General features: G+C 68.2%; 21 protein-coding genes. 11 read left to right on the forward strand and 10 right to left on the reverse strand.

Annotated features, from left to right (window positions below):
* Positions 1–7 precede the first annotated feature (7 nt).
* The 6 genes from VGC47_08375 to VGC47_08400 are packed head-to-tail and all read left to right on the forward strand — an operon-like array spanning position 8 to position 4,510.
* Positions 8–493, forward strand: coding sequence for a sigma factor-like helix-turn-helix DNA-binding protein (locus tag VGC47_08375; GenBank protein HEX9855314.1), 486 nt, complete (start codon positions 8–10; stop codon positions 491–493).
* Entirely contained in the window at positions 490–1,554 is a 1,065-nt protein-coding gene (locus tag VGC47_08380; protein ID HEX9855315.1) for a hypothetical protein, read from the forward strand. Before VGC47_08375 ends, VGC47_08380 begins: the two co-directional genes overlap by 4 nt.
* A gap of 50 nt (positions 1,555–1,604) precedes the next feature.
* Positions 1,605–2,393, forward strand: a complete 789-nt coding sequence (gene fdhD, locus VGC47_08385; GenBank protein HEX9855316.1) for a formate dehydrogenase accessory sulfurtransferase FdhD — start codon at positions 1,605–1,607, stop codon at positions 2,391–2,393.
* A gap of 25 nt (positions 2,394–2,418) precedes the next feature.
* A complete protein-coding gene (locus VGC47_08390; protein ID HEX9855317.1) occupies positions 2,419–3,000 on the forward strand; it encodes a hypothetical protein in 582 nt (193 codons plus the stop codon).
* A complete protein-coding gene (locus VGC47_08395) occupies positions 2,997–3,749 on the forward strand; it encodes an SDR family NAD(P)-dependent oxidoreductase (GenBank protein ID HEX9855318.1) in 753 nt (250 codons plus the stop codon). Before VGC47_08390 ends, VGC47_08395 begins: the two co-directional genes overlap by 4 nt.
* Positions 3,746–4,510, forward strand: a complete 765-nt coding sequence (locus tag VGC47_08400) for an SDR family NAD(P)-dependent oxidoreductase (GenBank protein HEX9855319.1) — start codon at positions 3,746–3,748, stop codon at positions 4,508–4,510. The genes VGC47_08395 and VGC47_08400 overlap by 4 nt, the downstream gene beginning before the upstream one ends.
* 136 nt (positions 4,511–4,646) lie before the next feature.
* Here VGC47_08400 and VGC47_08405 read toward each other — a convergent pair whose 3' ends face one another.
* The 8 genes from VGC47_08405 to VGC47_08440 all read right to left on the reverse strand — a co-directional run bounded on the left by VGC47_08405 (position 4,647) and on the right by VGC47_08440 (position 15,209).
* Positions 4,647–5,639 carry a GNAT family N-acetyltransferase gene (locus VGC47_08405; protein HEX9855320.1) on the reverse strand — a complete coding sequence of 331 codons (993 nt, stop codon included), beginning with the start codon at positions 5,637–5,639 and terminating at the stop codon, positions 4,647–4,649.
* Positions 5,632–6,432 (reverse strand): alpha/beta hydrolase, encoded by an 801-nt coding sequence (locus tag VGC47_08410; protein ID HEX9855321.1) that lies wholly within the window; start codon positions 6,430–6,432, stop codon positions 5,632–5,634. Before VGC47_08410 ends, VGC47_08405 begins: the two co-directional genes overlap by 8 nt.
* A complete protein-coding gene (locus tag VGC47_08415; GenBank protein ID HEX9855322.1) occupies positions 6,432–7,727 on the reverse strand; it encodes an O-acetylhomoserine aminocarboxypropyltransferase in 1,296 nt (431 codons plus the stop codon). The genes VGC47_08410 and VGC47_08415 overlap by 1 nt, the downstream gene beginning before the upstream one ends.
* A gap of 128 nt (positions 7,728–7,855) precedes the next feature.
* Positions 7,856–8,668: a pyruvate, phosphate dikinase/phosphoenolpyruvate synthase regulator gene (gene ppsR / locus VGC47_08420; GenBank protein HEX9855323.1), complete on the reverse strand. Its 813-nt coding sequence runs from the start codon at positions 8,666–8,668 to the stop codon at positions 7,856–7,858.
* Entirely contained in the window at positions 8,665–11,016 is a 2,352-nt protein-coding gene (gene ppsA / locus VGC47_08425) for a phosphoenolpyruvate synthase (protein HEX9855324.1), read from the reverse strand. The genes ppsR and ppsA overlap by 4 nt, the downstream gene beginning before the upstream one ends.
* Positions 11,017–11,106: 90 nt before the next feature.
* A complete protein-coding gene (locus VGC47_08430; GenBank protein HEX9855325.1) occupies positions 11,107–13,659 on the reverse strand; it encodes an FtsX-like permease family protein in 2,553 nt (850 codons plus the stop codon).
* A gap of 1 nt (position 13,660) precedes the next feature.
* The gene (locus VGC47_08435; GenBank protein HEX9855326.1) at positions 13,661–14,404 is read right to left on the reverse strand and encodes an ABC transporter ATP-binding protein; all 744 of its coding nucleotides are present in this window, start codon (positions 14,402–14,404) and stop codon (positions 13,661–13,663) included.
* A gap of 145 nt (positions 14,405–14,549) precedes the next feature.
* A complete protein-coding gene (locus tag VGC47_08440) occupies positions 14,550–15,209 on the reverse strand; it encodes a cyclase family protein (protein HEX9855327.1) in 660 nt (219 codons plus the stop codon).
* An 89-nt stretch (positions 15,210–15,298) separates the two neighbouring features.
* Between VGC47_08440 and ugpC the strand changes: the two genes are divergently transcribed.
* The gene (gene ugpC / locus VGC47_08445; GenBank protein ID HEX9855328.1) at positions 15,299–16,486 is read left to right on the forward strand and encodes a sn-glycerol-3-phosphate ABC transporter ATP-binding protein UgpC; all 1,188 of its coding nucleotides are present in this window, start codon (positions 15,299–15,301) and stop codon (positions 16,484–16,486) included.
* A 24-nt stretch (positions 16,487–16,510) separates the two neighbouring features.
* Here the strand turns inward: ugpC and VGC47_08450 are convergent, their stop codons facing one another.
* Positions 16,511–18,106: an alpha-amylase family glycosyl hydrolase gene (locus tag VGC47_08450; GenBank protein HEX9855329.1), complete on the reverse strand. Its 1,596-nt coding sequence runs from the start codon at positions 18,104–18,106 to the stop codon at positions 16,511–16,513.
* 90 nt (positions 18,107–18,196) lie between these two features.
* Here VGC47_08450 and VGC47_08455 point away from each other — a divergent pair, with 90 nt between their 5' ends.
* Positions 18,197–18,733 carry a hypothetical protein gene (locus VGC47_08455; protein HEX9855330.1) on the forward strand — a complete coding sequence of 179 codons (537 nt, stop codon included), beginning with the start codon at positions 18,197–18,199 and terminating at the stop codon, positions 18,731–18,733.
* Positions 18,734–18,747: 14 nt separating this feature from the next.
* On the opposite strand, the gene VGC47_08460 is transcribed toward VGC47_08455, so the two are convergent.
* A complete protein-coding gene (locus tag VGC47_08460; GenBank protein ID HEX9855331.1) occupies positions 18,748–19,449 on the reverse strand; it encodes a response regulator transcription factor in 702 nt (233 codons plus the stop codon).
* Between the two features lie 89 nt (positions 19,450–19,538).
* Between VGC47_08460 and VGC47_08465 the strand changes: the two genes are divergently transcribed.
* The 3 genes from VGC47_08465 to VGC47_08475 all read left to right on the forward strand — a co-directional run bounded on the left by VGC47_08465 (position 19,539) and on the right by VGC47_08475 (position 25,011).
* On the forward strand, positions 19,539–20,534 hold the full coding sequence (locus tag VGC47_08465; protein HEX9855332.1) for a PAS domain-containing sensor histidine kinase: 996 nt from the start codon (positions 19,539–19,541) through the stop codon (positions 20,532–20,534).
* A gap of 54 nt (positions 20,535–20,588) precedes the next feature.
* Complete coding sequence (locus VGC47_08470) at positions 20,589–21,047, forward strand: pyridoxamine 5'-phosphate oxidase family protein (protein HEX9855333.1); 459 nt, start codon at positions 20,589–20,591, stop codon at positions 21,045–21,047.
* A 157-nt stretch (positions 21,048–21,204) separates the two neighbouring features.
* Entirely contained in the window at positions 21,205–25,011 is a 3,807-nt protein-coding gene (locus VGC47_08475) for a hypothetical protein (protein HEX9855334.1), read from the forward strand.
* The last annotated feature ends 1 nt before the right edge of the window (position 25,012 follow it).

Here is a 25,012-nt window from a genome sequence, read left to right on the forward strand (position 1 = left end):
TCGGATGATGAAGGACCTGGAACAGGCGCCGGTCGCGTCGCTGCGCACCTTCGACTTCGACGCTTTCTACAAGGCGACTTGGAGCGACGTGTATCGAGCCTTGTGGGTCACGTTCCGCGACAGCGATCTGGCGCAAGAGGCGACCGACGAGGCGATGACGAGGGCCTATCAGCACTGGAGCAGGGTCCGCTCATACAGGAATCCGGCGGGGTGGGTGTACCGCGTTGGTGCGAATTGGGCACACAACCGGCTGAGGAGGAGACGGCTGGAGCGCGACCGGCGCGAACCGGCGCCCACCGCTCGCCCTCCCGAGCCGTCCGGTGTCGCCGAAGCGGTCAGGAGGCTCCCACTACCTCAGCGTCAGGTGGTGGTGATGCGCCTCCTCCTCGATTGGTCGGAGCTCGATACTGCTGAAGCGCTCGACATCAAGCCGGGAACGGTGAAGAGCCGCTTGAGCCGCGCCGTGGCACGACTGAGAGAGGAGTTGGAATGATCACCGAGCAGGAGATCCGAGTGGAGCTCGAGCTCGACGCCGCGGGAGCACCGCTGAATGCAGGAGATCTCGAGGCCGTCGTGCGGCGCGGGCGCCGGCGCCGGTTCGTCAGGAGGGGCGCCGCGGTGGCGGCGATGTCGATCGCAACCGCGGTGGTGGCCCTGACTGCGATCGCATTCGTCACGCCCGACCGCGCGGCCGCGCCGCCGCCGTCCGATGATGGCGCCTACTTTCCGATCCCGCGATGGCTACCGCCTGGCGCTCAGGCGGAGGGACACATGTCGACTCCTGATTCCCCAGGGCGATCGACCGTACACGCCGCCCTTGCAGCGGTGACCGGCGGCTCGATCAGCCGCGCGGTCACATTGACGGTTTGGCTCGCGTCAGCCGATGAGAAACTGCCTCCCGGCGTCGACGTCCCGGTGCGGACCGGGTCGACTGTCGATGATCAGGTGCGAATCGTGCGGATCGCTGACTTCAGCGAGGTCGACCCGTCATACGGAGGAGCCGTCGTCGAATGGATCGAGAGCGGCCGGCGCGTGAGCGTCGTCTCGGCCGAAGGGGACGTCGAAGCGACACTTGCAGTCGCGCGCCGCGTGACCATCGACTCATCGGGCGAGCTGACCGCGGCGGCGGTCGGGCTGGATGTGACATCGTCTGACCTCGATCTCCTCGTGGCGCCGCTCGTGACCTCCTCGAGACCGATGCCGTACGTACTCGTTACGTTCGACGGGGATCCCTCGCCACACGTCTCGATCGAGGTCTCGCAGGAGCCGGCCGGCACCATTGCCGCCTCGGCAGGAAGCGCAGGGCGGACCGTCGTGCGCGGCCTCGATGCCTACATCGTCACAACGCTCGACGCACGCATGATCGTCTTCTCCTTGCCGTCGGGCCGGGCAGTGTCGGTCTCCAGTCATGGCCTCAACAGCGATCAGCTGCTTCCGATCGACCAACTCCGTCGCATCGCCGAAGGTCTCGACCTGGTCGACCGCCCCGGGTGGGTGGCGGAGCTCGGCGTCGACGATGCGGGGGTCCTGCCCACCACCACGATGTCGCCCTGAACAGCGCCCCTCCGGCGAGCGAGACGACTCCCCCTTCTAGTCTCCGGCCCATGGACGCCACCACGACCCGCCGGATCCGCCGGTGGACCCGCGGTCATGTCACCGAGGCGACCGACGTCCTCGTCTCCGAGGAGCCCGTCGAGTTCAGGCTGGGGGGTGTCCCGATCGCAGTGCTCATGCGGACGCCGGGCGACGAGGCGGAGCTCGGTCTCGGCTTTGCCATCACCGAGGGGATCGTGCTCGGGCCTGAGGAGGTGGCGGCCGTCGAGCCCGCCACCGAGCTCGGTGACCGGTACGACATCGTCCTCTCCGAGGGTGTGACCGTCGATCCGGAGCAGTTCCGCCGCAACCTGTACACGACGTCGTCCTGCGGTGTGTGCGGCAAGGCCTCGATCGACGCGGTGCGGGTCACTGCGCGCCGGCCACCGTCGGGTCCCGTCGTGTCACCCGAGCTGTTGCTGTCGCTGCCGAGCCGGATGCGGGACACCCAAGACGCCTTCGACGCGACCGGCGGCTTGCACGCCGCGGCGCTCTTCGATCCACCCGGATCCCTGCTGGCCGTCTGCGAGGACATCGGCCGTCACAACGCCGTCGACAAGCTGGTCGGCAAGGTGGCGAGAGCTCGCTGGCCGATCGGCGAGGCGATCCTCGTCGTTTCCGGAAGGGTGAGCTTCGAGATGGTCCAGAAGGCGGCGGTGGCAGGAATCCCGGTCGTCTGCGGTGTGTCGGCGGCGTCGTCGCTGGCCGTCGAGCTCGGCGAGGAGCTCGGCCTGACGGTGGTCGGGTTCCTCCGCGAAGGTGGCTTCAACGTCTACGCCGGGGCCCACCGGGTGTCGTGACACAGCCGCCTTGTACCATTCGGGCATGGCGATCGACATCGCAGGCTTCATCACATACCTGAAGGACCACGCCGTCGAGCACGGCTTCCACGTCCACGACGAGCGGCACTTCATCGAGACCTACTCGCTTCGCCAAGCATGGGAGGTCGACCTCCATCCCGAATCGGCGTGCGACGGTCCGCTCGACCTCAATCTCGCCTTCGACGTCGAGCCGCGGATCGTGCTCGCTCTCGAGGACCAGATGGACCGCCTCGACGACGACTACGAGGAGCCGGAAGGCGACTTCCAGCTCCCCCTCATCTTCAATTGGGGCCTTCCCCCGCTGGCGGCACCTCCGGATCTCATCATCCTGGCGGCCGAGCTGTCGGGCATCGGCGGCCACGACCTGCCGATCGAGGTATCGGCGATCGACTCGTCAGGGGCGCTCGCCCAGAGCCCCGATCGGCGCCTGTCGCTCGTCGGGAAGGTGCAAGTCTCACTCGTCGACGTCATGTTGGGCCGTGAGAAGCTGTGCGACCTCCTCGACCGGTGTCGGGATGTCAGCGAGTACCTCGTCAAGGAGTCCGACAACTGGGACGTCCGGTGGCCGGAAGACAACGAGGCGTGACGGGACTCGACGGCAAGGTCGCCATGGTCACCGGCGGTGCCTCGGGCATGGGCGCCGCCACGGTCGAAAAGCTCGCAGAGCGCGGCTGCGCCGTCGTCGCGCTCGACCGCAACGCCGCCGGGCTCATCGCGCTGTCGAGAGAGGTCTCGGGTATTTCGACGATGGCCGGGGACGTCACATCCTCCACGTTCTGCGATCGGGCCGTCGACGCAGTGGTCGTCGAGCACGGGACGGTCGACATCCTCGTGAACGCGGCCGGCATCATCGTCAGGGCGACGGCGCACGACACATCGGACGACGACTGGCGTCGGATCTTCGCCGTCAACGTCGACGGGCTGTTCTACATGAGTCGGGCGGCGGTACGTGTCATGCGTCAGCAGGGGAGCGGCGTCATCGTCAATTTCGGATCCGTCTGGGGCGCGGTCGGCAACGCCGGGCACGCCGCATACGCGGCCACCAAGGGGGCCGTCCACCAGCTCACGAGGTCGATGGCGCTCGAGCACGCCCGGGACGGCATCAGGGTCAACGCGGTGTGCCCAGGCGAGATCCGCACGCCGATGCTCGAATCGGAGCGCCCCGCGCCGCCCACCGAGGAGGACCTGCTGCGCATCGCAGACGAGACGGTGCCGATGGGCCGGTTGGGTCGTCCCGAGGAAGTCGCCGAGGTGGTTGCCTTCCTGGCATCCGAATCGGCCTCGTACATGACGGGCTCGCTCGTCACCGTCGACGGCGGCTACGTCGCCCGATGAGGTTCGCCGGCAAGTCCGTCCTGATCACCGGCGGCGGCTCCGGCATCGGGGCGGCAGCGGCGAGGCTCTTCGCCACCGAGGGCGCCGCGGTGGCGCTCGCGGCGCGCTCCGTCGACAAGATCGAGGCACTGGCTGACGAGATCACGGCTGCGGGCGCCGTCGCATCGGCATACCGGTGCGACGTCACTGTGCCGCAGGACTGCGCGGCGGTCGTCTCGTCGGTGGTCGCCGACCTCGGGTCGCTCGATGTCGTGTTCAACAACGCCGGGATCATCTTCAGAGAGAGGACGGTGCCGGAGACGTCGGTCGACGAGTGGGACGCCACCTTCGACGTCAACGTGCGCGGCACATTCCTCGTCTCACGCGCTGCGATCCCGGTGATGGTCGGGGGCGGAGGCGGTGTCATCGTCAACAACGCCTCCTACTTCGGTCTCGTCGGCGGAAGGGGTACGGCGGCGTACTCCGCCTCGAAGGCCGCCGTCGTGCTGCTCACCAAGTCGATGGCGCTCGACCATGCCAGGCAGGGAATACGTGTCAACTGTGTCTGCGCCGGCTCGGTCGACACGCCGATGTTGCGAAACGAGATGGATGAGATGGGCGGCGCCGAGCAGGTGCGCCACATCTTCGAGGAGAAGCATCCCATCGGGCGGATCGCCTCGCCGGACGAGATCGCCAAGGCTGTCTTGTTCCTGGCGTCGGACGACGCGTCCTTCGTCACGGGCGTTGCCCTTCCAGTCGACGGAGGTATCACGGCCGCCTGAGAGCAGGATGGCGTCGCCGTTCTGGCGTCCCCTCATCGCATATGTGCGACGGTGGTACGCAAGTGCGGATCCGTCGCCGTTCTGGCGTCCCCTCATCGCCCATGTGCGACGGTGGTACGCAGGAACGGAAGGCGGATCAGAGCGTCCGCCGCATGTGGTCGCCGGCCTGCTCGTAGCCGAGGCGGGCGAAGAAGGCACTCGCCGCCTCGTCACCCGTTCCGAGCTCGACTCGCACCGCGGCGCACCGGTTGCGGCGGGCCCACTCCTCGAGCTCGTCGACGGCGGCCGAGCCGAGGCCGACGCCGCGGTGCGGTCCGAACACGACGAAGTCGCGCAGCACACACTCATCGCCGGCGACCGCGAACCACATCCACCCAATCGGACGCTCGTCCGGGCCGACGCGCAGCGTGACGAGGTGGTTGCCTGCGGTCGCCTCGCCTCTCGGGAGGCGCGTCGCCAGGGCGGTCTGGGCCCTCCGAGCGGCCTCGTCGAGGGTGACTCCCAGCGATGAGACGAACGCCGCCGACCTGCTCGACACCCAACGTTCCGCGAAGGCGTCGAACTCCGCTGCAGACATAGGTACGAGCTCGACGTACCCGCCCGGCAGGCGCCCCGGCGGGCCTTCGAGGCTCATGCGCATGAGCGTCTCGATCACATGAGGGCGGCCCGGCAGCGGCTGGCGAAGCTCCGTTCCCTCGAAGCCGACTCGCTCGTACAGGCGGCGGGCGGCGCCGTTGCCGTCCACGACCCACAAGGTCAGGAGGTCGGCGTCACTCGAGCTCGCCCACTCCATGACCGCGCGGGTCAGCGCCAGGCCGACGCCGGCCCGCCTCGCGGAGGGGGCCACCCACATCGAGACGAGGTGCAGCGTCCTCGGGTCGTCTCGCCGGCGGTACGCCCCGGCCAAGCCAACGAGAGCGCCCGCACGCTCCGCCAAGTACACGCACGCATCACCACCTTCCGAAGCGGCCGCCGCCCATGTCTCCCACCACTCGGCGGGGCGCCCTACCTCGGCTTCGTGCGTAGATCCGAACGAGCCCGGGTCGTCGCGCAGCGCGTCGAGTCGGATGTCTCGGAGGGCGGTTCCCTCACCCGGCCGGATGCGCCGGACGCTCGCCACCTCACCCATGAGCTGCGAGGAAGCCGGCGACGGCGTCGATGAACCGGTCGGGTTGCTCGACCATGAGCACGTGCCCGGTACGGGGGAACGTGACGGCCTCGGCTCGGTCGATCGCGGCGGCGATGTGTCGTGCCGATGTCGCCGGCGTCATCCTGTCGTCGTCGCCCGACACGACGAGGGTGGGGCAGTGCACCCGTGACGCAGTCTCGAGGGCGCTTCGGTAGCCGTCGCAGACCGTCAGATCGCGGGCAAGTACGTCGAGCGTCACCCGCCCGACGAGTCGCCGGCCGGCGCCGAGCATCCAGAGCCCAGGCGTGCGATGGCCTCCCACATGGGCTGCCCTCCCGAAGCTCCAAGCCGTGACCAGGTCGAACGCCAGCGGGTCACCCGACCGAGCGGCTGCAAGCAGGTCCGGATGGACCGGCATCTCAGCCGCGGTGCCGACGAGCACGATGGCGTGCGCAACCGAGGAGTGACGCGCCGCGAACTCGAGCGCCGCGTACGAGCCCATCGAGTGTCCGACGATCGACGCCTCGGCGAACCCGAGGGACTCGATGGTCGCAGCCAGCCAGTCGGCAAGGGCTGGGATGCTCTCCAGCGGCGGGCCATCCGAACCGCCGTGGCCCGGCAAGTCGACCGCGAGGGCCGAGTACCCGTGGTTGGCGAACCAGCGGGTCTGGAGCGACCACACGGTCTTGTCGAACCCGGCACCGTGGACGAACACCACCAGGGGAGCGTCCTCGTCGAGGGCGCGCCCGCCGCATGTCGCTGATACGTGACGCCCTTCGACCTGGAGATCCATCAGGGCCGCTGCGACGCCCGCAGGGCCTGGCGCAGGTCTGCGATCAGGTCGTCGACCGACTCGAGTCCGATGGAGAGGCGCACGAGGTCCTCTGCGATCCCAGCAGAGTCCAATTGGTCCGGTGACATCGTTGCGTGGGTCGTCGACGCAGGATGGATCACGAGTGACTTGGCGTCCCCGACGTTGGCGAGGTGTGAGAACAGCGTGAGACGTTCGATGAAGCGCTTGCCCGCCTCGCGTCCGCCCTCGATGCCGAAGCTGAAGATGGACCCGGCGCCGCGCGGGAACAGCTTGCGCGCCAGCTCGTGGTCGGCGTGTGTCGGCAGGTCTGGGTGATTCACCCAGGCCACCTCGGCAGAGCCGGCCAGGAAGTCGACGATTGCCCTGGTATTGGCTACATGGCGCTCCATTCGCACGGGAAGCGTCTCGATCCCTTGGAGCAGGTAGAAGGCGTTGGCCGGGCTCAGTGCCGCCCCGAAGTCGCGCAGGCCCTCGACCCGGGCTCGAGTGATGAACGCCTGTGTGCCGAACTCCTCGAAGAAGCGCAGGCCGTGGTAGCTGGGGTACGGCTCGGTCAGCGTCGGGAACTTCCCCGAGGCCTCCCAGTCGAACGAGCCTCCGTCGACGAGCACCCCGCCCAGTGCGACGCCGTGGCCTCCCAGGAACTTCGTCGCCGAGTGGTAGACGAGATCGGCACCCCAGTCGAAAGGCTTGAACAGCCAGGGCGATGCGAACGTGTTGTCGACGAGCAGCGGGATCCCCGCCTCGTGGGCGATGGCTGCTACGGCGGGAACGTCCATGATCTCCAGGCCCGGATTGCCGAGCGACTCTCCGATGATGAGGCGAGTCTCATGCCCGATGGCGCCGCGAATCGCATCGAGGTCGCGGGGAGAGACCATCGTCGCCTCGATGCCGAAGCGGGGCAGGGTCTGCGTGAGGAGGTTGTTCGTGCCGCCGTAGACGTTGCGCGAGCACACGACGTGCTCCCCCGCTCCAAGAAGCGTCGCGATGGCGAGCCACAGGGCCGCCTGCCCACTGGCGGTGGCAACCGCGCCGACGCCGCCCTCGAGCGCCGCCACCCGCTCCTCGAACACCGCAACCGTCGGATTGGAGATCCTGCTGTAGATGTGGCCGTGCCGTTCGAGGTTGAAGAGCGATGCTGCGTGGTCGACGTCACGGAACACGTACGAGGTGGTCTGGTAGATCGGCACCGCCCTGGCACCGTGATCGGTGTCCGGCACCTGGCCTGCATGGAGCGCCAGAGTCTCGAAGTCGAAGAAGTCCGGCTCGACCATGGCGGCACGTTAGTGACGGGGGATGGGGTCGGCGCGTGCCGGCCCACGTCCGGGTGGCGCCGCCTCCTGACCGTTCCTGCGTCCGGGCGTCGCAGGTATGCGATGGAGGGACGCACGAACGGATCCGGTCAGAGCCGACGCTGCAATTCCCTGGCTCGGATGATGTTGACTGCGATCTCCTCGACAGACTGGGAGGTCGTGTCGAGCACCGGGATGTCGTGGCGGGAGAAGATGCGATCGGCCGCCGCCAGCTCCTCGGTGCACGTGTCGAGCGTCGCGTAGGGAGAGTTCGGCCGGCGCCGCTTCCTGATCTCGCTGAGTCTCTTGGGCTCGATCGTGAGTCCGAACAGCCGGTCCTCGTGTCCACGCAACGCAGGGGGCAGCACGAGGTCGCCGAGGTCCTCCTGGGTGAGGGGATAGTTGGCGGCCCTGATCCCGAAGTTCATCGAGAGGTAGAGGCACGTCGGGGTCTTCCCGACGCGAGAGACCCCGAGCACGATGACGTCTGCAGACGGGTAGCGGGCGAGCCCGACGCCGTCATCGGTCGAGAGGGTGAAGTCGACGGCGTCGAGCCGCACCTGGTACTCGTGCATGTCGCGAATGCCGTGGTAGCCGCCGACGCGCCTCCCCGGTTCCATGGCGAGCGCTTCGCCGACCTGTGCGACCACCTCGTCGTAGACGCCCACGACGAACCCCTTCGATTCGTCGAGGACCCTGCGGGTCTCGACGTCCACGATCGTCGTGAACACGATCGGCCTCCGCCCTTCCTCCGCCATGGCATCGATCTCGGCTGCGATCTCGGCAGCCTGCTCGGTGGTGGTCACGAACGGTTTCACGATGTAGCGGGGCGTCACGCCCTCGAAGCGAACCATGACAGAGTGGGCGAGCCCCTCCGCCGTCAGGCCCGTGTGATCCGAGACACAGAAGACGGGCTGGGTCACGGGGTCGGATGCTCCGCCAGCCTCAGCCACGTCTCGACGACGGCATCCGGGTTGAGGGACATCGAGTCGATTCCGATGTCGACGAGCCACCTGGCGAACTCGGGATCGTCCGAAGGGCCCTGCCCGCAGATCCCGATGTACTTGCCGGCCCTCTTGGCGGCGGTCACCGCCTTCTCGATGAGCCACTTCACGGCGGGGTCGCGTTCCGAGAACAGCGAGGCGACGAGGCCTGAGTCCCTGTCGAGGGCGAGTGTGAGCTGTGTGAGATCGTTCGACCCGATAGAGAAGCCGTCGAAGCGCTCCAGGAACTCCTCGGCGAGCACGGCGTTCGACGGTACCTCGCACATCATGATGACGCGCAGGCCGTCCTTGCCGCGCTCCAACCCGTTGCGTCGCAGCGCCTCGAGGACGCCGTCCGCCTCACCGAGGGTGCGCACGAACGGGATCATCACCTCGATGTTGCCGAGCCCGATCTCCTCGCGGACGAGCCGGAGCGCCCGGCACTCGAGATCGAAGGCGGGGGCGAACGACTCCGACGTATAGCGGGAGGCGCCGCGGAAGCCGATCATCGGGTTCTCTTCCTTGGGCTCGTAAGCGACGCCCCCGACGAGGTGGGCGTACTCGTTCGTCTTGAAGTCGGACATCCTGACGATGACCGGCTCGGGGGCGAAGGCGGCTCCGATCGTGGCGATGCCCTCGGCGAGCTTCTGGACGAAGAACTCGACGGGATCGCCGTAGGCAGCGGACCTCTCGGCGATCTCTCGGGCGACGTCCTCCGGCTGGGCGCCGACGTCGAGCAGCGCCTGAGGGTGGATCCCGATGACGTTGTTGATGACGAACTCGAGCCTCGCCAGACCGACTCCCCGGTTCGGGATCGACGCGAACGTGAAGGCCCTGTCAGGGCTGGCGACGTTCATCATGATCTTCGTCGAGATCTCGGGCATCCGGTCGAGCTCGGCGCGGTGAACGCGGAACGGGACGGCGCCCGGATATACGAAGCCGGTATCGCCTTCGGCGCACGAGACCGTGACCGTGGCTCCGTCCTCGACCTTGCCCGTCGCCTCTCCAGTGCCGACGACGGCAGGGATGCCCATCTCTCTGGCGATGATGGCGGCGTGGCACGTCCGGCCTCCGCGGTTCGTCACGATCGCCGACGCCATCTTCATGATCGGCTCCCAGTCGGGGTCCGTCATGTCGGCGATGAGCACCGCGCCATCCGTGAACCGCTCCATCTCACGCGGCGACTCGATCACCATCGCCCTGCCGGTGCCCACCTTGCCGCCAACGGATCGTCCGGTGATCAGCGGCGCAGGGGTGTCCCGGATCTCGTATCGCTCCAGGACCCTCTTGGCGCTGCTCTGCACCGTCTCCGGGCGCGCCTGGACGATGTGGATCCCTCCATCGATGGCGCTCTTGGCCCACTCGATGTCCATGGGTCGTCCGTAGTGCTCCTCGATCGCCAGAGCATGCCGCCCGAGTGTCTCCACGTCGTCGTCCGTGAGCGACAGCATCCTGCGGTCCCCATCAGGTACGTCTTCGGTATCGACCCCTTCGCCTGCATAGACCATGCGCTGTCGCTTCGATCCGACGTGGCGGCTGAGGACCGCCTTGCGCCCGGCCCGCAGCGACGGCTTGTAGACGTAGAACTCGTCCGGGTCGATGGCGCCCTGGACGACGAGCTCGCCGAGCCCGTATGCCGACGTCACGAAGACGGCGTCGGCGAACCCCGTCTCGGTGTCGACGGTGAACATCACGCCGCTGCAGGCAGACTCGACCATGCGCTGCACTCCGACTGAGATGGCGACGTCGCCGTGGTCGAACCCGCGGTTGATCCTGTACGAGATCGCCCTGTCGGTGAACAGCGAGGCATACACGTCGCGCACTCGCTGGAGCACCGCCTCGATGCCGCGGACGTTGAGGAACGTCTCCTGTTGGCCGGCGAACGAGGCGTCTTCGAGGTCCTCTGCCGTCGCCGACGAGCGAACCGCAACGGGGCAGCGCTCGCCCGACTCCGCCTCGACGGCCCGGTACGCCTCCGTGATGGCGCGCTCCAGCTCCCCACCGAGCGGTGCCTGGGAGATCCATGACCGGATCTCCGCTCCGGCGTCGGCGAGGGCGGCGACGGTTGCGCCGTCGATGCCCTCGAGGCGTTCGGCGATGCGCCCGGCCAGGTCGTTGGCGTCGAGGAAGGACCGATAGGCGGCGGCCGTGGTGGCGAACCCGCCGGGCACCGACACACCGGCGCCGGCCAGGTTGCGGATCATCTCTCCGAGCGACGAGTTCTTGCCGCCGACGACGGCGACGTCGTCCCTCCCGACGGAGTCGAGCAGGACCACCAGGTCATCCATGGTTCGTGGCCTCCCACGGAGGGTCGCGTTCGGCGACCATACCGCAGCTGCGTGAGCTCACACGACCGCCGAGAGTTCGACGCGCCGACCTCACTCGTAGGAGATGGCCTCCAGCACGTTGAGGCGCGCCGCCTTCCTGGCAGGCCAGATGGCAGCCACCATCCCTGCCAGCGCGGCGAGGACGAGTGACAGGACGATCTGGAACACCGGGATCGTGAAGGCGCCGAACCCTTGCTCGCGCAGCGCACGGATGACGGCCCAGCCGAAGAAGATCCCCATGACGATGCCGAGGATGGCGCCGAAGACCGACGTGATCACCGCCTCCCAGCGGATCATCCTGCGCACCTGCGGCCGCACCATCCCGATCGCCCTGAGCAGCCCGATCTCACGGGTTCGCTCGTAGACGGACAGGGTGAGCGTGTTGACGATGCCGAGCACCGCGATCACGACGGCGAACAGGAGCAGCACGGTGAAGAGGGCGAGCGCCTGGTCGATCTGCGTCTCCGCCTCCGCCACGATCTCCGACTTCGTCTGCACCTTGAGGTTGGCGTAGTTCTCGGCGACGCCGGCGACGGCCACCTGAGCGCCTTCGATCGTCGATCCCTCGGCCGCATTGGCGAACACGACGTTGTCGCTGGCGATCGAGAAGTTCTCCTCGTACGTCTGTCGAGAAACGTAGAAGTTGCCGAAGTCGTTCGTCTCGAACGTGCCGACGATGGGGGACTCGATGCCGCCGGTGGTGGCGTAATCGATCGTCACGGTGTCGCCGACGGCCCAGCCCCGTTTCTCGAGCTCCGTCTCGGAGACGAGCACCGCGTTCTCCTCCCCGACCCGTTCCAGTGCGTCGCCGACCGGTTTCAGCGAGAAGACCTCGGGGAACGTCTCGCCATCCATGCCGGCGATGAGCGTGTCGACCCCGTCGACCTGCACCGAGCCGATCTGCAGCGGAGAGACCACGCCGACCTCGGGGAGCGCTGCGAGCTCGTCGGCGAACGCCGGGCTGATCGGGCCGGGCCCGCCCGTATCCGAGAAGTTCTGTGACTGCACGGTGACGTCGGCGGCGAACAGGTCGAAGATCGCCTCCTCGACGGTCGCCTTCGCCGAGGCGCCGAAGACCGCGAAGAAGGCGACGAGGGCGACGCCGATCATCAGCGCCGAGGCGTTCGACGCGGTCCGGCGTGGCTGACGCTTCGTGTTCTCCTTGGCGAGTTGCCCGCTGACGCCGTAGATGCGCTGCAGCGGCGCTCCGATGAGGTCTGCGATCGGGCGTGCCGCGAGAGGCGCCAGCACCGACACGCCGATGAACATGACGGCCGCGCCCGCGCCGACGTACGCCACGGCGTTGTCGATGCCGGCGAAGAGCCCAACCAGCAGGAGCACGGCGCCGAGCGCCGTGAGGGCAGTGCCGGCGAGGGCTCGCCGCCTGAGATCCCGGCGCGTGCCGTGGGCGAGCTCCTCTCGCATCGCGGCGACCGGGGGCACACGCGACGCCCGCCTCGCCGGTAGCACGGCGGAGCTCAGCGTCAGGACGATGCCCACCGTGAGTGCCACGAAGACGGTCCTCGGGGCGAGAACCAGCGATTCGCCCGGTATGCCGAAGCCGACGGCGTTCATCAACGCCCTGATGCCTACCGCCATGCCGATTCCGACGGCGATGCCGATGAGCGACGCGACGATGGCGGTGATGAGTGCCTCGATGAGCACCAACCAGATCACCTGCCTGCGGGTCGCCCCGATCGCCCTCATGAGGGCCAGCTCGCGGGTGCGCTGACTGATGATGATCCGGAACGTGTTCTGGATGATGAAGGCCCCGACGAAGACCGCCACGCCCGCGAACGCCAGCAGCCCGATGTTCAGGAAGCTGAGCGCCTCCGTGATCTGATCCTCCTGCTCGCTCTGCTGGGCCTCGCCGGTGATCGCCTCCAGGTCGGAAGGGATGGCCGCCGCAACCCGGTCCCGCAGTGTCTCCGAGTCGGCGGAGCCATCTCCCACCACGGTGATGTCCGTGAACTGGTCGGCATAACCGAACAGGCGGCGCGCCTCCTGCAGCTCGAACGACACGAGGGTGGCGCCGAGGAGCGAATCCGATTCGCCGAAGCTGACGATGCCGACGAGATCGAACTCCTCGGGGCCGACGTTCGTCACGATCCGGACACGGTCGCCGACCGCGAACTCGGCGTTCTTGGCCGTGTTGGCGTCGATCACCACCTCGCCGGGACCCTGCGGCCCCCGACCGTTGCCTTCCTTGATCCGCAGCGGGTTGACGGCCGCCTCGTCCGACCACGAGAAACCGAGCGTCGGCGGGCCTTGGCCACCGAGCGGTTCGCCGTCCTTGCCGATGACCTGCGCCAGGCTCGTCGTGACGCCGCCCTCGGCGACGCTCACCCCCTCGACCGACTTCACGTCTTCGAGCACGGCCGCGTCGAACGGCTCCTCGAGGGCGCTGAAGTCGCCCCCCGCCTTGCGGACGGTGACGTCGATGCCGGAGTAGATGTCGTCGAAAAGGGTGTCGAACTGGCGATCGATCGTGTCGGTGAACACGAACGTGCCGACGACCATGCTGACCCCGAGCACGATCGCCAGCGCCGTCAAGGCCAACCGCACCTTGTGCGCCAGAACGCTCTTGACCGCAGCTCTGAACACGTCAGGCCCCCATGCCCTTCATGCGTTCGAGCACCAAGTCTGCCGTCGGCTGCCGCATCTCGTCGATGACCCGTCCATCGTCGAGGAAGACGATCCGGTCCGCGTAGCTGGCCGCATTCGGGTCGTGGGTGACCATGACGATCGTCTGGCCGTGGTCACGAACGGCGCTTCGCATGAATTCGAGGAGCTCTGCTCCGGACGTCGAGTCGAGGTTGCCGCTCGGCTCGTCTGCGAAGACGATGGCGGGGCGTGTCACCAGGGCACGGGCCGCCGCGACTCGCTGCTGCTGGCCGCCCGACAGCTCGGCCGGCCGATGGGTCAGCCGATCTCCGATCCCGACGGTCGTGACGACGGTGTCGAACCATTCCCCGTCCGGTGCCTTTCCTGCGATCGAGAGCGGGAGGGCGATGTTCTCGCTGGCGGTGAGCGTCGGCACCAGGTTGTACGCCTGGAAGATGAACCCGACCTTCTCGCGCCTGAGCGTGGTGAGCTGCTTGTCGCTGAGCGAGCCGAGCTCGACGTCGCCGATGTACACGGACCCGCTGGTCAACGTGTCGAGCCCGGCGATGCAGTGGAGGAGCGTCGACTTGCCGGAACCGGACGGGCCCATGATCGCCGTGAAGACGCCGCTCTCGAACGACTCGGTGACGTCGCGCAGCGCCGTGACCTGCGTGTCGCCCTGCCCGTATGTCTTGGTCCCGTTCTCGATCCGGGCGGCAGCCCGCCCGTTGGTCGTCGTGACCACTTCGTCGTCCTCCCTCTGATCGTCCTTCGTGCGGCCACCACCGAAGACTCTTCGTGAGGCGGTCGAGTGCGGCTCATCGTGCTCGGCGCGGGCCACGTTACGCCGTCACCCGAGGTAGAGGTCAAATCGGCAGGGTCGCCCTCCCTCAGTCCGGGACCATGGCGAACGCCCTGACTGGAAACGTACCCATGCCCGCCACCCTCGGGGGCACCGCGAAGAAGGTGAAGCCGTCCACCGGAAGCTCCTCGAGGGCGGTCAGGTGCTCGACGATGGGGATCCCTGCAGCGAGGAGCACCGTGTGCGCATGGCGCGTGCCGTCGTCCGTTGCGTCGATGTTCAGCGAGTCGATGCCGACGAGCGCCGCGCCCGCAGAAGCCAAGGCGGTGGCGCACGACTCGTCGATGTGAGGGTGGCCCGAGAAGTATGCGTCCGTCCCCCAACGGCGCGACCACCCTGTCCTGACGAGCACGGCCCGCCCGGTGAGGGGGAGCCCTGCGAGCGCAGCCGCGCCGATCGGGCCACCACCCCCGCCGGGAGCGTCGACGACGATGCCGTCGAGGAACGCCACCGAGCTCAGAGCCAGACCGGCCAGGTCGAAGCCCTCCCGGTGTCGGTGGGCCGGAGTGTCGAGGTACGTGCCGGTGTTGGCCGCCAGCTGGATCGATGCGATCTGGAACTCTGTGCCCGGTGCGTAACGCGCCGCCGAATCGTCGAAGCTCAAGATTTCGGAGATGGTGGGAGCAGGGATCCCGGGATAGGTCACCAACCCGTCCCTGATCTCGTGGCTGAGGTCGATCAGGCGCATGCGAACGTCACGCTACCCGGCCAGTGGTGGCGGCCGAACGCGGAAGGTAACGTTGCCGATGGACTGTGAGAGGGAACGAGGAGGTTGCCGTGGCTGGCGTGACGTTCGAGCAGGTCTCGAAGGAATATCCCAACGGATTCAAGGCGGTCTCCGACCTCGACCTCGAGATCACCGAGGGAGAGTTCCTGGTGATGGTCGGTCCTTCCGGTTGCGGCAAGTCGACCACGCTCAGGATGATCGCCGGCCTCGAGGACATCTCGAGCGGCACGTTGCGGATCGGAGACAGGGTCGTCAACGACGTCCACCCGAAAGACAGGGACATCGCCATGGTGTTCCAGAACTACGCCCTCTACCCGCACATGACCGTCGGCGAGAACATCGGTTTCGCACTGAAGCTGGCGAAGCGCCCCAAGGACGAGATCAAGCAGCGGGTCGATGACGCTGCTCGTCTCCTCGAGCTGACGGAGCAGCTCGATCGCAAGCCTGCGCAGCTCTCCGGGGGCCAGCGCCAGCGGGTCGCCATGGGTCGGGCCATCGTCCGCAGGCCGCAGGTCTTCCTCCTCGACGAGCCGCTCTCGAACCTCGACGCCAAGCTGAGGGTCCAGATGCGCGCCGAGATCACCCAGCTCCAGCGGAGTGTCGGTGTGACCACCTTCTACGTGACCCACGACCAGGTCGAGGCCATGACCATGGCAGACCGGGTGGCGGTCATCAACAAGGGAATCCTCCAGCAGGTCGATGCCCCGCAGACGCTCTTCGACAACCCCGACAACCTGTTCGTGGCTGCCTTCATCGGGTCGCCTTCGATGAACCTGCTCGAAGGCACGCTCGCAGACAATGCGGGCCGGCTCTCCATCTCGCTCGGCAGCCAGACGCTCGGCCTCGGGTCGCTGGTGGCAAGTCAGCGCCCGGCGCTACGCAGCTACGTCGGCAAGAAGATCGTCATCGGGCTCCGTCCCAGCGACTTCGAGGACGCCAGCGTCGACTCGTCGAGACCGTCCGATCAGCGGCTTCGGGGCACAGTCGAGAACGTCGAAGCGCTCGGTTTCGAGAAGATCGTCTACTTCGACATGGAGGCCAAGCAGGTGTTCTCGGAGGATGCCCTCGATCTCTCGGACGAGGCCGCCGAGGCCGTCGTTCCCACCTCGGGTGCCCGGCTCTCCGGGCGCCTCGACGCCTCCTCGACCGTGAGGATCGGAGACGCGCTCGAAGTGACGGTCGATGTCGACAAGGCCCACTACTTCGACACCCATACCGGGCTGGCCATCAGGGGCTGACCGGTAGGCTCCCTCGAGAACGAGTCAGGCAGGCTCGAGTATGACGGCTGTTTGCGCCGGGACCTGAATGGAACCGGTCGCCTCGGTCTCCCCGAGCGCACGTGAGGCGAAGCCGAGGGACCACAGGCCGGGCGGCAGCTCGACGGTGACGGTCTCGTCAGCGAGGTTGGCGATCGTGACCGCGCCGTGGCGACGCAGCGCGCCGACCGCGCCCGATGGGGTGTCCATCCACGTAGCCTCCCCCGTCCAGAGAGCCGGCGTAGCCTTTCGGTACGCCACGAGCGCTCGATACCTGTGCAACCAGGACGCCGGGTCGGCGATCTGGCCGGCCACGGTCTCTTCGAGAGGCCGGTCCTCGGCAGGCAGCCAGCAGTCCGAGGTGGTGCTGAACCCGTTGGCGATGCCGTCGTTCCACGGCATCACCGTGCGGCACCCGTCTCTGCCGGCAGCACCCACGTTTCGGGTCGCCACGGGGTCCGCCAGGTGCTCCGGGGCGATGATCCCGTCTCCGATGCCGAGCTCCTGACCTTGGTAGAGGAACGGCATGCCACCGAGCGACGCCATGAGCGTGAAGACCGCCATGGAGCGATGGGCGCCGACCTCACCTCCACCGAACCTCGACACGGATCGGCTGGAGTCGTGGTTGTCGACGACCCACGAGATCCGTTCCGGGTTGAGCTCGTGCACGGCACGCAGCCTGTCGAGCAGGACCAACGGCTGCCACGTCATCCACACCGGTTTGAGGTAGAACAGGGTGTCGAGGGCGCCGTCGGCGACGTAGCGCGAGATGCGGACCGGGTCGGACGTGCCGACCTCACCGACGAGGATTCCTTGGTACGGCGCCACGATCCGCTTCCAACGCCGGTACACGTCGACGGTCTCGTCTTGGTCGAGGTCGTAGCGGTGCTCGAACGACTGGAAGATCTCCCCTGGATCTGTGAGCTGCTCGGGCTCTCGGATGAGCGGGTTGTCGCGGAACTGCTCGTCCTTGTACAGGGCGTGAGCGACGTCGATGCGAAACCCATCCGCCCCCCTGTCGCACCAGAATCTCAGAATCGCATCGAACTCGTCCGCCACGCTCGGGTTGCGCCAGTTGAGGTCGGGCTGTTCTGGGAGGAAGAGGTGGCAGTAGTACTGCCCGGAGACGGGGTCGAGCGTCCAGGCGGGCCCGCCGAAATGGCTCACCCAATTGTTCGGGTGCCCGCCGCCCGGTGCCGGGTCACGCCAGATGTAGTAGTCGCGGTAGGGGCCGTGCGGGTCGCTGAGGGCGGCCAGGAACCACGGATGCAATGACGACGTGTGGTTCGGGACGACGTCGACGATCACCTTGATACCCACGCCGTGCGCCGCGGCGACGAGGGTGTCGAAGTCGTCGAGCGTGCCGTGGATCGGGTCGACGTCGGTGTAGTCGCTGACGTCGTAGCCGTGGTCGAAGCCGGGCGATCGGAAGAATGGCGTGATCCACAGGGCGTCGACGCCGAGCCAGGCGAGGTGGCCGACGTGGGCTGCGATGCCGGCCAGGTCTCCGATGCCGTCGCCGTCGCCGTCGGCGAACGAGCGGGCGTAAGCCTCGTATCCCATCGTTCCGTGCCACCACGGGGCGGCAGCTGCTGAGGTCATGCTCTCCTCGTCGGGGCGCGACGAGCGACTGTAGTGAGGGCGAGGAGGCGGAGGATCTCACCGGGGGACGGGGTGACGTATCGTCCTGGCATGACGCGGGTCTCTTTCGGGATCGCCGTCCTCGTGGTGTCGGCCGTGGCTTGCGCCTCCGCCGAGGAACCCGACACGGACTGTGAGGTCGGGGCGTCCCCGGTCGACCGGATCAGGCTCCAGTCGACTCTCTTCAGAGGGCTCGTGGAGTCCTGGGACGGGACAACGGCCGTCGTGCTGGTCACCGAGGTGTGGCGCGGGCCGGATCTCGCGGACCGCGTCGACGTGCGCCCCGAAGCCGGGAGGCGATTCACGGTTGGAGCCGACTACCTCTTCTTCCCCGAGAACAACTCGCCGCCCTTCGTCGACCGGCGGTGTTCCGCCACGGCGAGGTGGAACGACACGTTCGGCGACCTGAGGCCCGCCAACTACAGGTCGTTCGCCAGGCCGCGGAGCGTCCCGGTGGGTTGGCTCGCCCTGGCGGCCCTTGCGGCGATCATCGCCGCGTCATGGATCGCTGCCGGTCGGCGATCGCGAATGCCCGAGTCGGTGTGGAATCCCGATCATCGCATTGCAGACGAGGAAGACCCACGATGAGAGGCCCGCGGCCCTCAGGCGGTGTCGATGGTCCGCAGCTCGTCCCACGATCCTGCCGGGAAGGGCGTCTTCGTCCTGGCGTCGAGCCTGGCGGCGTACGCCGCGGCCTCAGATCTGCGTGACATGCCCATCTTGGCGAGCATGTTCGAGACGTAGTTCTTGACCGTCTTCTCGGCCAGGAACAGATCCTCTCCGATCTCACGATTGGTCTTGCCCTGCTCGATGAGCCGCAGGACTCTGCGTTCCTGGGCGCTGAGGCGGCCGATGATCGGGTCGTCGCCGTCCAGGCCGACGTCGGCGATCACGGAGAGAGACGGATCGATGAGCGACTCGCCCCGACCCGCCTTGCGCACGCCCTCGACGAGCTCGCGAGACCGGATCCGCTTCAACAGGTAGCCGGAGGCGCCCGCGGCAACGGCCCGCTGCAACGCGTCACTGTCAGCGAACGAGCTGAGCATCACGACGACGATGCCGGGCCACCTGGACTTGATCTCACGGCAGGCGTCGACGCCGGAGCCGTCCGGGAGTTGCACGTCCATCACGACGAGGTCCGGCTCGTCGAGGCCGGCGCGCCGCACCGCCTCCTCGACCGAGGCAGCCTCGGAAACGACCTCGAGGTCGCTCTCCGCCTCGAGGAGGGCCCTCAAGCCCTCGCGGACGACGGAGTGGTCGTCGACGAGAAGGATGCGTAGGTGATCGGAAGGCATGTCACCCATGTCAGCACGGTAGGCGATTCGATGCCAGGGGCTTTCGGCCCGCTGGGTGAACGGGCGAATCTGGTGCGCCGCGACGTACGATTGCCGGTATGCCAGCACCCACGACGGTCCTCGATGCCGTGCCGGACGCCGTCCTCGTCGTCGAGGAGGATGGGACGATCTCGTACGCCAACGACAGCGCCTCTGCGTTGTTTCGGGCGCCCACCAGCCAGATCATGTCGATGACGGTCGAAGACCTCATGCCGAGCCACCTACGGTCGGTCCATCGCAGCCATCGAGCCGGCTATGCGGCGGCGCCGACTCGACGCCAGATGGGCAGCGGTCTCGAGCTCGTCGCCACGAGAGTCGACGGGTCAACGGTCCCGGTCGACATCGCGCTGAGCCCCGTCGAGCTCGAAGGCAGGCGATGCACGATCGCATCGATCAGGGACGTCACGATGCGGAGGCAATCAGAGGCCGAGCTCGCAAGTGCCAGGGAGCGGCTCGCCATCCTCGACGACAGAGAACGGATTGCTCGCGATCTGCACGATTCGATCATCCAGGAGCTGTTCGCAGCCGGGCTCGGCTTACAGACGATCATCGGGCGCGTCGACGACCCGGACGTCGTAGCCAGGATCGAGACGAGCATCGATCGGCTCGAGGCGACGATCACTCGCCTCCGCAATGTGATCTTCGACCTCCGCAGACCTATCGAGGCCGGTCATCTGGGATCGGCGCTCGAGGAGGTCCTGCGTTCGGCGGCGATCGAGCTCGGGTTCGACGCCAAGCTCGACGTCGAAGGCGACCTCGACGCAGTGCCGCCCCGCGTCCGGGAACACCTCGTCCCGACGGTCCGCGAGGCCGTGATGAACGTTGCCAAACACGCCGATGCATCTCGTATCACGGTTGCGATCGACGTCGGTGCAGAACTCACCTTGACCGTCCTCGACGATGGTCGCGGCCTCGTGCCGGCGGCCGGATCCGGGTTCGGGCTCGCCAACATGCGCGACAGGGCGCGGACGCTCGGTGGGACCTTCACGATCGAGGATCGTGACGGCGGAGGCACCGCGGTGGTGTGGAGCGTGCCTCTCATCCACGGCGGATGAACGTCGTGACGTTCGCCCCTACACCGGCGCGGTCTTAGCCGTAGTGTGCCGGTCATGGAGGATCTGACGCCCACGGAGCGCGACTGGGTGCTCGCCTCGGGGCGGGTCGCCCATCTCGGCGTGGTCGACGGCGACGCCCCGTACGTGACGGCGGTGTCCTACGTGATCATGGGCGACCGTCTCGTCTTCCGATCGCTGGAGGGTCGACGGATGCGGGCGATTCGCTCCAACCCGAATGTGAGCGTGCTCGTCGCAGAGGTCGACGGCAAGTCGGGGGACTGGCGCAGCGTCAGCTGCGCCGGCAAGGGTGAGGTCATCACCGACCCGATCATGGAGGGCGACGCCATCACGAAGCTGCTGCAGAAGTACGCCTCGTCGTACGACGTGCTGCTCGGCATCTCGGACCGGATGCCGCTCCAGGCGGCGTATGTGGTGGCCGTTGCCCTCGACGAGGTCACCGGGCGACGATCCGGCAGCCCCCTGGGACCGAAGACGAGACCGGGGCGCCTCTGACCTCGGCCCGAAGGCTCAACCCAACGCAGCTCACATGGAAGGCGCGTCGCGCCTGGTGCGCCGGGCCGCCACGGAATGAGTGCAGTGCGGGCCATTTCTGCCGATCGTAACCCCGTGGGTCTTGGTGGCCACGCCCCTGGTTCTGAGGTGAACGATCGTGCTGAAGGAGACGGTTCAGATGCCGGTTCAGGCGTCGCGGTCGGACACGTTCCGATCGGTCTACAACCGCGCCATGCCCCGGGTCTACTCGTATCTCCATCATCGGGTCGGAGCGGATGAGACGAGAGCCCTCGAGCTCACGCGGGCCACGTTCGTAGCCCTGGCGGATGAGTGGCCCCTCGCGGAGGCGGTCGCGCCCGTCGAGCACATTCTCGCCCTCGCTCGCCGCCAGTTCGTCGTGTCCGAGCTGAAGCAAGGGCACCGGCGGCTCCGCGCCGGAAAGGGCGCCGTCCGCACCGATGGCGATGTCGACACGCTCGGCGAGGACACCATGCAGCACTCGCTGTGCTCGCTCGACCCGGCCGAGCGGGTCGTGGTCGTGCTCCGCCACGGCGACGGCAGGAGCGCGGCAGCGGTGGCAGGGGACCTGGCGAAGCCGGAGGCGTGGGTAACCGCCAGGCACGCGGCGGGCATCGCCAAGCTCGCGGCTGCTCAGGGCGCTCGTGAAGACAGGGTGATTCGCCGCCTCGCCGAGCTCGACCGGCCGGTCATCGTTCCGGAGGGGGCTTCCAGCCAGGTCTACCGGGACGCCTCGGACCTCGTGGCGACGAGAGAGGGAAGGGTGCGCGCCGACCTCTTCGACGAGATCGCCGGATTCAGCCCCGTTGAGGCTGCCGAGATACCCCGCTGGCGCCCCGTGGTCGCCCTCCTCTGGCTTGGCGTGATGGCGGCCGCCGTGCTGACGACGGTGTTCGTGCTGCGCACCGAGGAGTCACCCTCTGAGGAGACCAGTGCCTCGGTTGCCGCTCCGACGACCACGGCAGCGCCCGCGGCGTTGCTCGAGGCAACTCCTCCTCCGCCCCGCCAGACCGCAGACCTGCCTGTGGGGCCGCCCGGGTGGGTGGCGCTCGATCCCGGGCCGCTCGGACGCTCCGTCGCGCCGAGCGCCAGCGTGGCGACGGATCGCGACCTCTTCGTCTGGGGCCCGGACGGGATCGCCTCGTACAGCCCGACCACGGCAGCGTGGCAGACCGTCGATTCGCCCCCTGTGACGTGGGGGGAGCAGGCGCGGCTCGTCTGGATCGGCGACGGTCTCGTCGCCGTGGCTCCCGGCGCGGTCCCGGCGACACTCAACTCCCAAGGAGTCTGGGTCTCGTCGTGGCAGGACGCTGCTCCGCTCGACTCGTTGGTCGACGCCGTGTGGACCGGCACCGAGCTCATCACGGTCGGCACCAGGCTCGGGACGCCCGCGGCGGTCGCCTACTCGCCCGCTGCAGAGACGTGGCGCGAGCTCTCGCCTCCTCCCTCCGCCCCCGAGCGCGCCGATCTCTCCTGGACCGGCAGCCATGTGATGCTTCTCGGGGCATCGGCGGGCGGCGAAGGCCTGGCCGTAGGCCTGGTGTACAGCCCGGACTCGGATGAGTGGCGTGAGATGCCTCCCGCCTCGATTCGCGGCGAAGGCGTCGTGTCGGGCTGGGTGGCGGGCAGGCTCGTCGCCGTCGACGCAGCTCGTGCCGCCGCCTCGTTCACCGTCGAGTCCGGGTGGATCCAGCTCGATCCAGTCCCTCTCGCGACCGACGGATGCATGCCGAGCACCGATGTCGCCGGCATCGCCCTCGTCGCTTGGTTCTGCGGCGAGGCCGCCGTCTTCGACTCAACGCAGCTCCGATGGACGCGCATCGCCACGCCGGTCGACCAGGACGGCGTCGCCGCGGTTGGCGACCGGCCGACGGCCCTGGGCAACGTCGTGTACTTCTGGGGGACCGGGCCCGACGGCTCGTCGTTCTGGTCTTTGCTGCCCGGCGAAGCCATCCCGGGCGGGTCGGAGACTGGAGTCGACGGCTGGTCGGTTCTCCCTCCGTCCCAGATCGACGCCCGCGCCGCTCAGGTGCACTCCCTTGGAGGCGGCGACCTGCTGGCGTGGTCGCCGGGCGCCGATGTGCCGGTGACCCGCTATTCCACCGAGCGCGACGAGTGGGATGCGCTCCCGGCCCCGCCGGGCGCGGCTGCCGGACGGCACGCCGTGTGGACCGGGTCGGAGTTGATCGTCTGGGGGGGTACCAGGGCACTCGGCGCGGCCGCCCTCGATGGAGCCGTCCTCGACCCGCAAGCCGGGCTGTGGCGTCCGACGACGCAAGCGCCTCCTGCGGTCGGGTACGCGGCACACGCCGTGTGGGCGGGCGCCGAGATGATCGTGTGGGGTGCTGGCGCGGCAGCTTTCGATCCTGCCGCGGGAGAGTGGCGGAGCTTGCCGGAGCCGCCGCTCTCCGGCGACGCGGCTCTCGTGTGGTCCGGTTCCGAGCTCCTCGGCTTCGGTCGGGACGTCGCCGGCACGTCGACCGTCGCCGCCTACGACCCGTCGGTCGAGTCGTGGCGGTCGGCCGAGCTGCCGGATGACGTCGCCGACCCTGTGGTCGTGTGGACGGGGCACGAGGCCCTGGTCCTGTGGGCCGGGGCCCTCGAGCAGGACGCCATGCTGCTGGCGGCCTACGTCCCGGCAACGGGGGAGTGGAGGCGGATGGCCGCAGCTCCCTTCTCGGCGGTTCCACAGGCGGCGGTCACCTGGACGGGGAGCCGGCTCGCAGCCTGGGACGGAGACAGCCGCGACCCTGTCGTGTGGCTGTACAACCCGCTCTCGGATGAGTGGTCGACGACGGCCGTCGCCCCATACGGTGCCGAGGCAGGGGCCATCGCTTGGGCCGAGGATCGCATCGTCGTGACAGGGGCCGATCGTGTGATGTCGTTCGAGCTTGGAACGAACGGCGCCACCCTCCCGCGGCTCCCCGGCTTCGAGGTCCCGCTCGAGATCGGCGAGTCGATCCCGCTCACGCTGTTCGCCTTCGATCCGACGTCTGACGAGGGAGGCATTGCAGCGGTGGTCGACCTGCATCGCGGCGTCAGGGTCGAGTACACGCCGGGCGAGCACCATGTCATCCCTCCGGATCGCGCCTCGTTGCTGCCATCCGGGTCATTCGTGACAGCACGTGGCGGCGTTCTCGCCGCCTACGACGCCGCCCTCTACAGAGCCCCACGTGTGGTGTGGGAAACCGAAGGCAAGCCGGATCTCGTCGTCTTCGGGACGGCCGACGAGGAGGGAGAAGAGGCCGTGTGGCTGTTCGAGGGGGCGCGCTCGTCAGGAGCCCGTCGCACCGCCAACCTGCGTCTCGTGCGGGTGTCGGACGGCGAGGTGGAGCTGAATGCAGACATGGCGCAGAACACCACTCCCGTCCAGGCGACGCCCCAAGGGCTGCTCGTGAACTTCGTCGACTACCTGGACACTGCGAACGGCCGGGTACCCGACCCGGAAACGGCGGAGATGGGACTCGTGGAGCCAGGCGGCCGCGTGCTCCCGCTCGGCGACGGGATCGGTCTGGCGATGGCGGGAGAGACGATCGTCAGGCTCCTCTGTCCCGGACTCGTCGAGCTCGACTGCACGCTGCGCCTGACGGTGCCTGGTGGCTCCAACGACGCCGTCGCAGAGCCGGGAGGGGCGCACTGGGTGCCTCACACGCAGCCCGGCGCCTCATTGGCGTCGCCCGACGGGCGCTGGGCGATCGCCGCCGCAGTCAGGGTCAACGACATCGATCGGATCCCGGTGCCGGTCCTCGTCGAGGTCGGCAGGGCATCGGCAGAGATCCTGCCCTTCGGAACGCTCCACGACGGCGTGTCCGTCGCGTGGTCGGCCGACAGCCGCTGGCTCGTGACCCTCGGCGCCGAACCGATGGCGTTCAACGTGACCCAGGGCCGCTGGGTGTCGCTCGCCGGAGTCGTTCCGGAGGGATTGGTCGTCTATGCGGCTGGCTGAG

The organism is Acidimicrobiia bacterium (genome assembly GCA_036396535.1).
Classification (GTDB): domain Bacteria; phylum Actinomycetota; class Acidimicrobiia; order Spongiisociales; family UBA5794; genus DASWKR01.

Bases quoted from the DNA above. Each gene is read 5' to 3' on its own strand.
- VGC47_08375 (HEX9855314.1), top strand. From the start codon at position 8: ATGAAGGACCTGGAACAGGCGCCGGTCGCGTCGCTGCGCACCTTCGAC.
- VGC47_08380 (HEX9855315.1), top strand. From the start codon at position 490: ATGATCACCGAGCAGGAGATCCGAGTGGAGCTCGAGCTCGACGCCGCG.
- fdhD (HEX9855316.1), top strand. From the start codon at position 1,605: ATGGACGCCACCACGACCCGCCGGATCCGCCGGTGGACCCGCGGTCAT.
- VGC47_08390 (HEX9855317.1), top strand. From the start codon at position 2,419: ATGGCGATCGACATCGCAGGCTTCATCACATACCTGAAGGACCACGCC.
- VGC47_08400 (HEX9855319.1), top strand. From the start codon at position 3,746: ATGAGGTTCGCCGGCAAGTCCGTCCTGATCACCGGCGGCGGCTCCGGC.
- VGC47_08405 (HEX9855320.1), bottom strand. From the start codon at position 5,639: ATGGGTGAGGTGGCGAGCGTCCGGCGCATCCGGCCGGGTGAGGGAACC.
- VGC47_08410 (HEX9855321.1), bottom strand. From the start codon at position 6,432: ATGGATCTCCAGGTCGAAGGGCGTCACGTATCAGCGACATGCGGCGGG.
- VGC47_08415 (HEX9855322.1), bottom strand. From the start codon at position 7,727: ATGGTCGAGCCGGACTTCTTCGACTTCGAGACTCTGGCGCTCCATGCA.
- ppsA (HEX9855324.1), bottom strand. From the start codon at position 11,016: ATGGATGACCTGGTGGTCCTGCTCGACTCCGTCGGGAGGGACGACGTC.
- VGC47_08440 (HEX9855327.1), bottom strand. From the start codon at position 15,209: ATGCGCCTGATCGACCTCAGCCACGAGATCAGGGACGGGTTGGTGACC.
- VGC47_08450 (HEX9855329.1), bottom strand. From the start codon at position 18,106: ATGACCTCAGCAGCTGCCGCCCCGTGGTGGCACGGAACGATGGGATAC.
- VGC47_08455 (HEX9855330.1), top strand. From the start codon at position 18,197: ATGACGCGGGTCTCTTTCGGGATCGCCGTCCTCGTGGTGTCGGCCGTG.
- VGC47_08460 (HEX9855331.1), bottom strand. From the start codon at position 19,449: ATGGGTGACATGCCTTCCGATCACCTACGCATCCTTCTCGTCGACGAC.
- VGC47_08465 (HEX9855332.1), top strand. From the start codon at position 19,539: ATGCCAGCACCCACGACGGTCCTCGATGCCGTGCCGGACGCCGTCCTC.
- VGC47_08470 (HEX9855333.1), top strand. From the start codon at position 20,589: ATGGAGGATCTGACGCCCACGGAGCGCGACTGGGTGCTCGCCTCGGGG.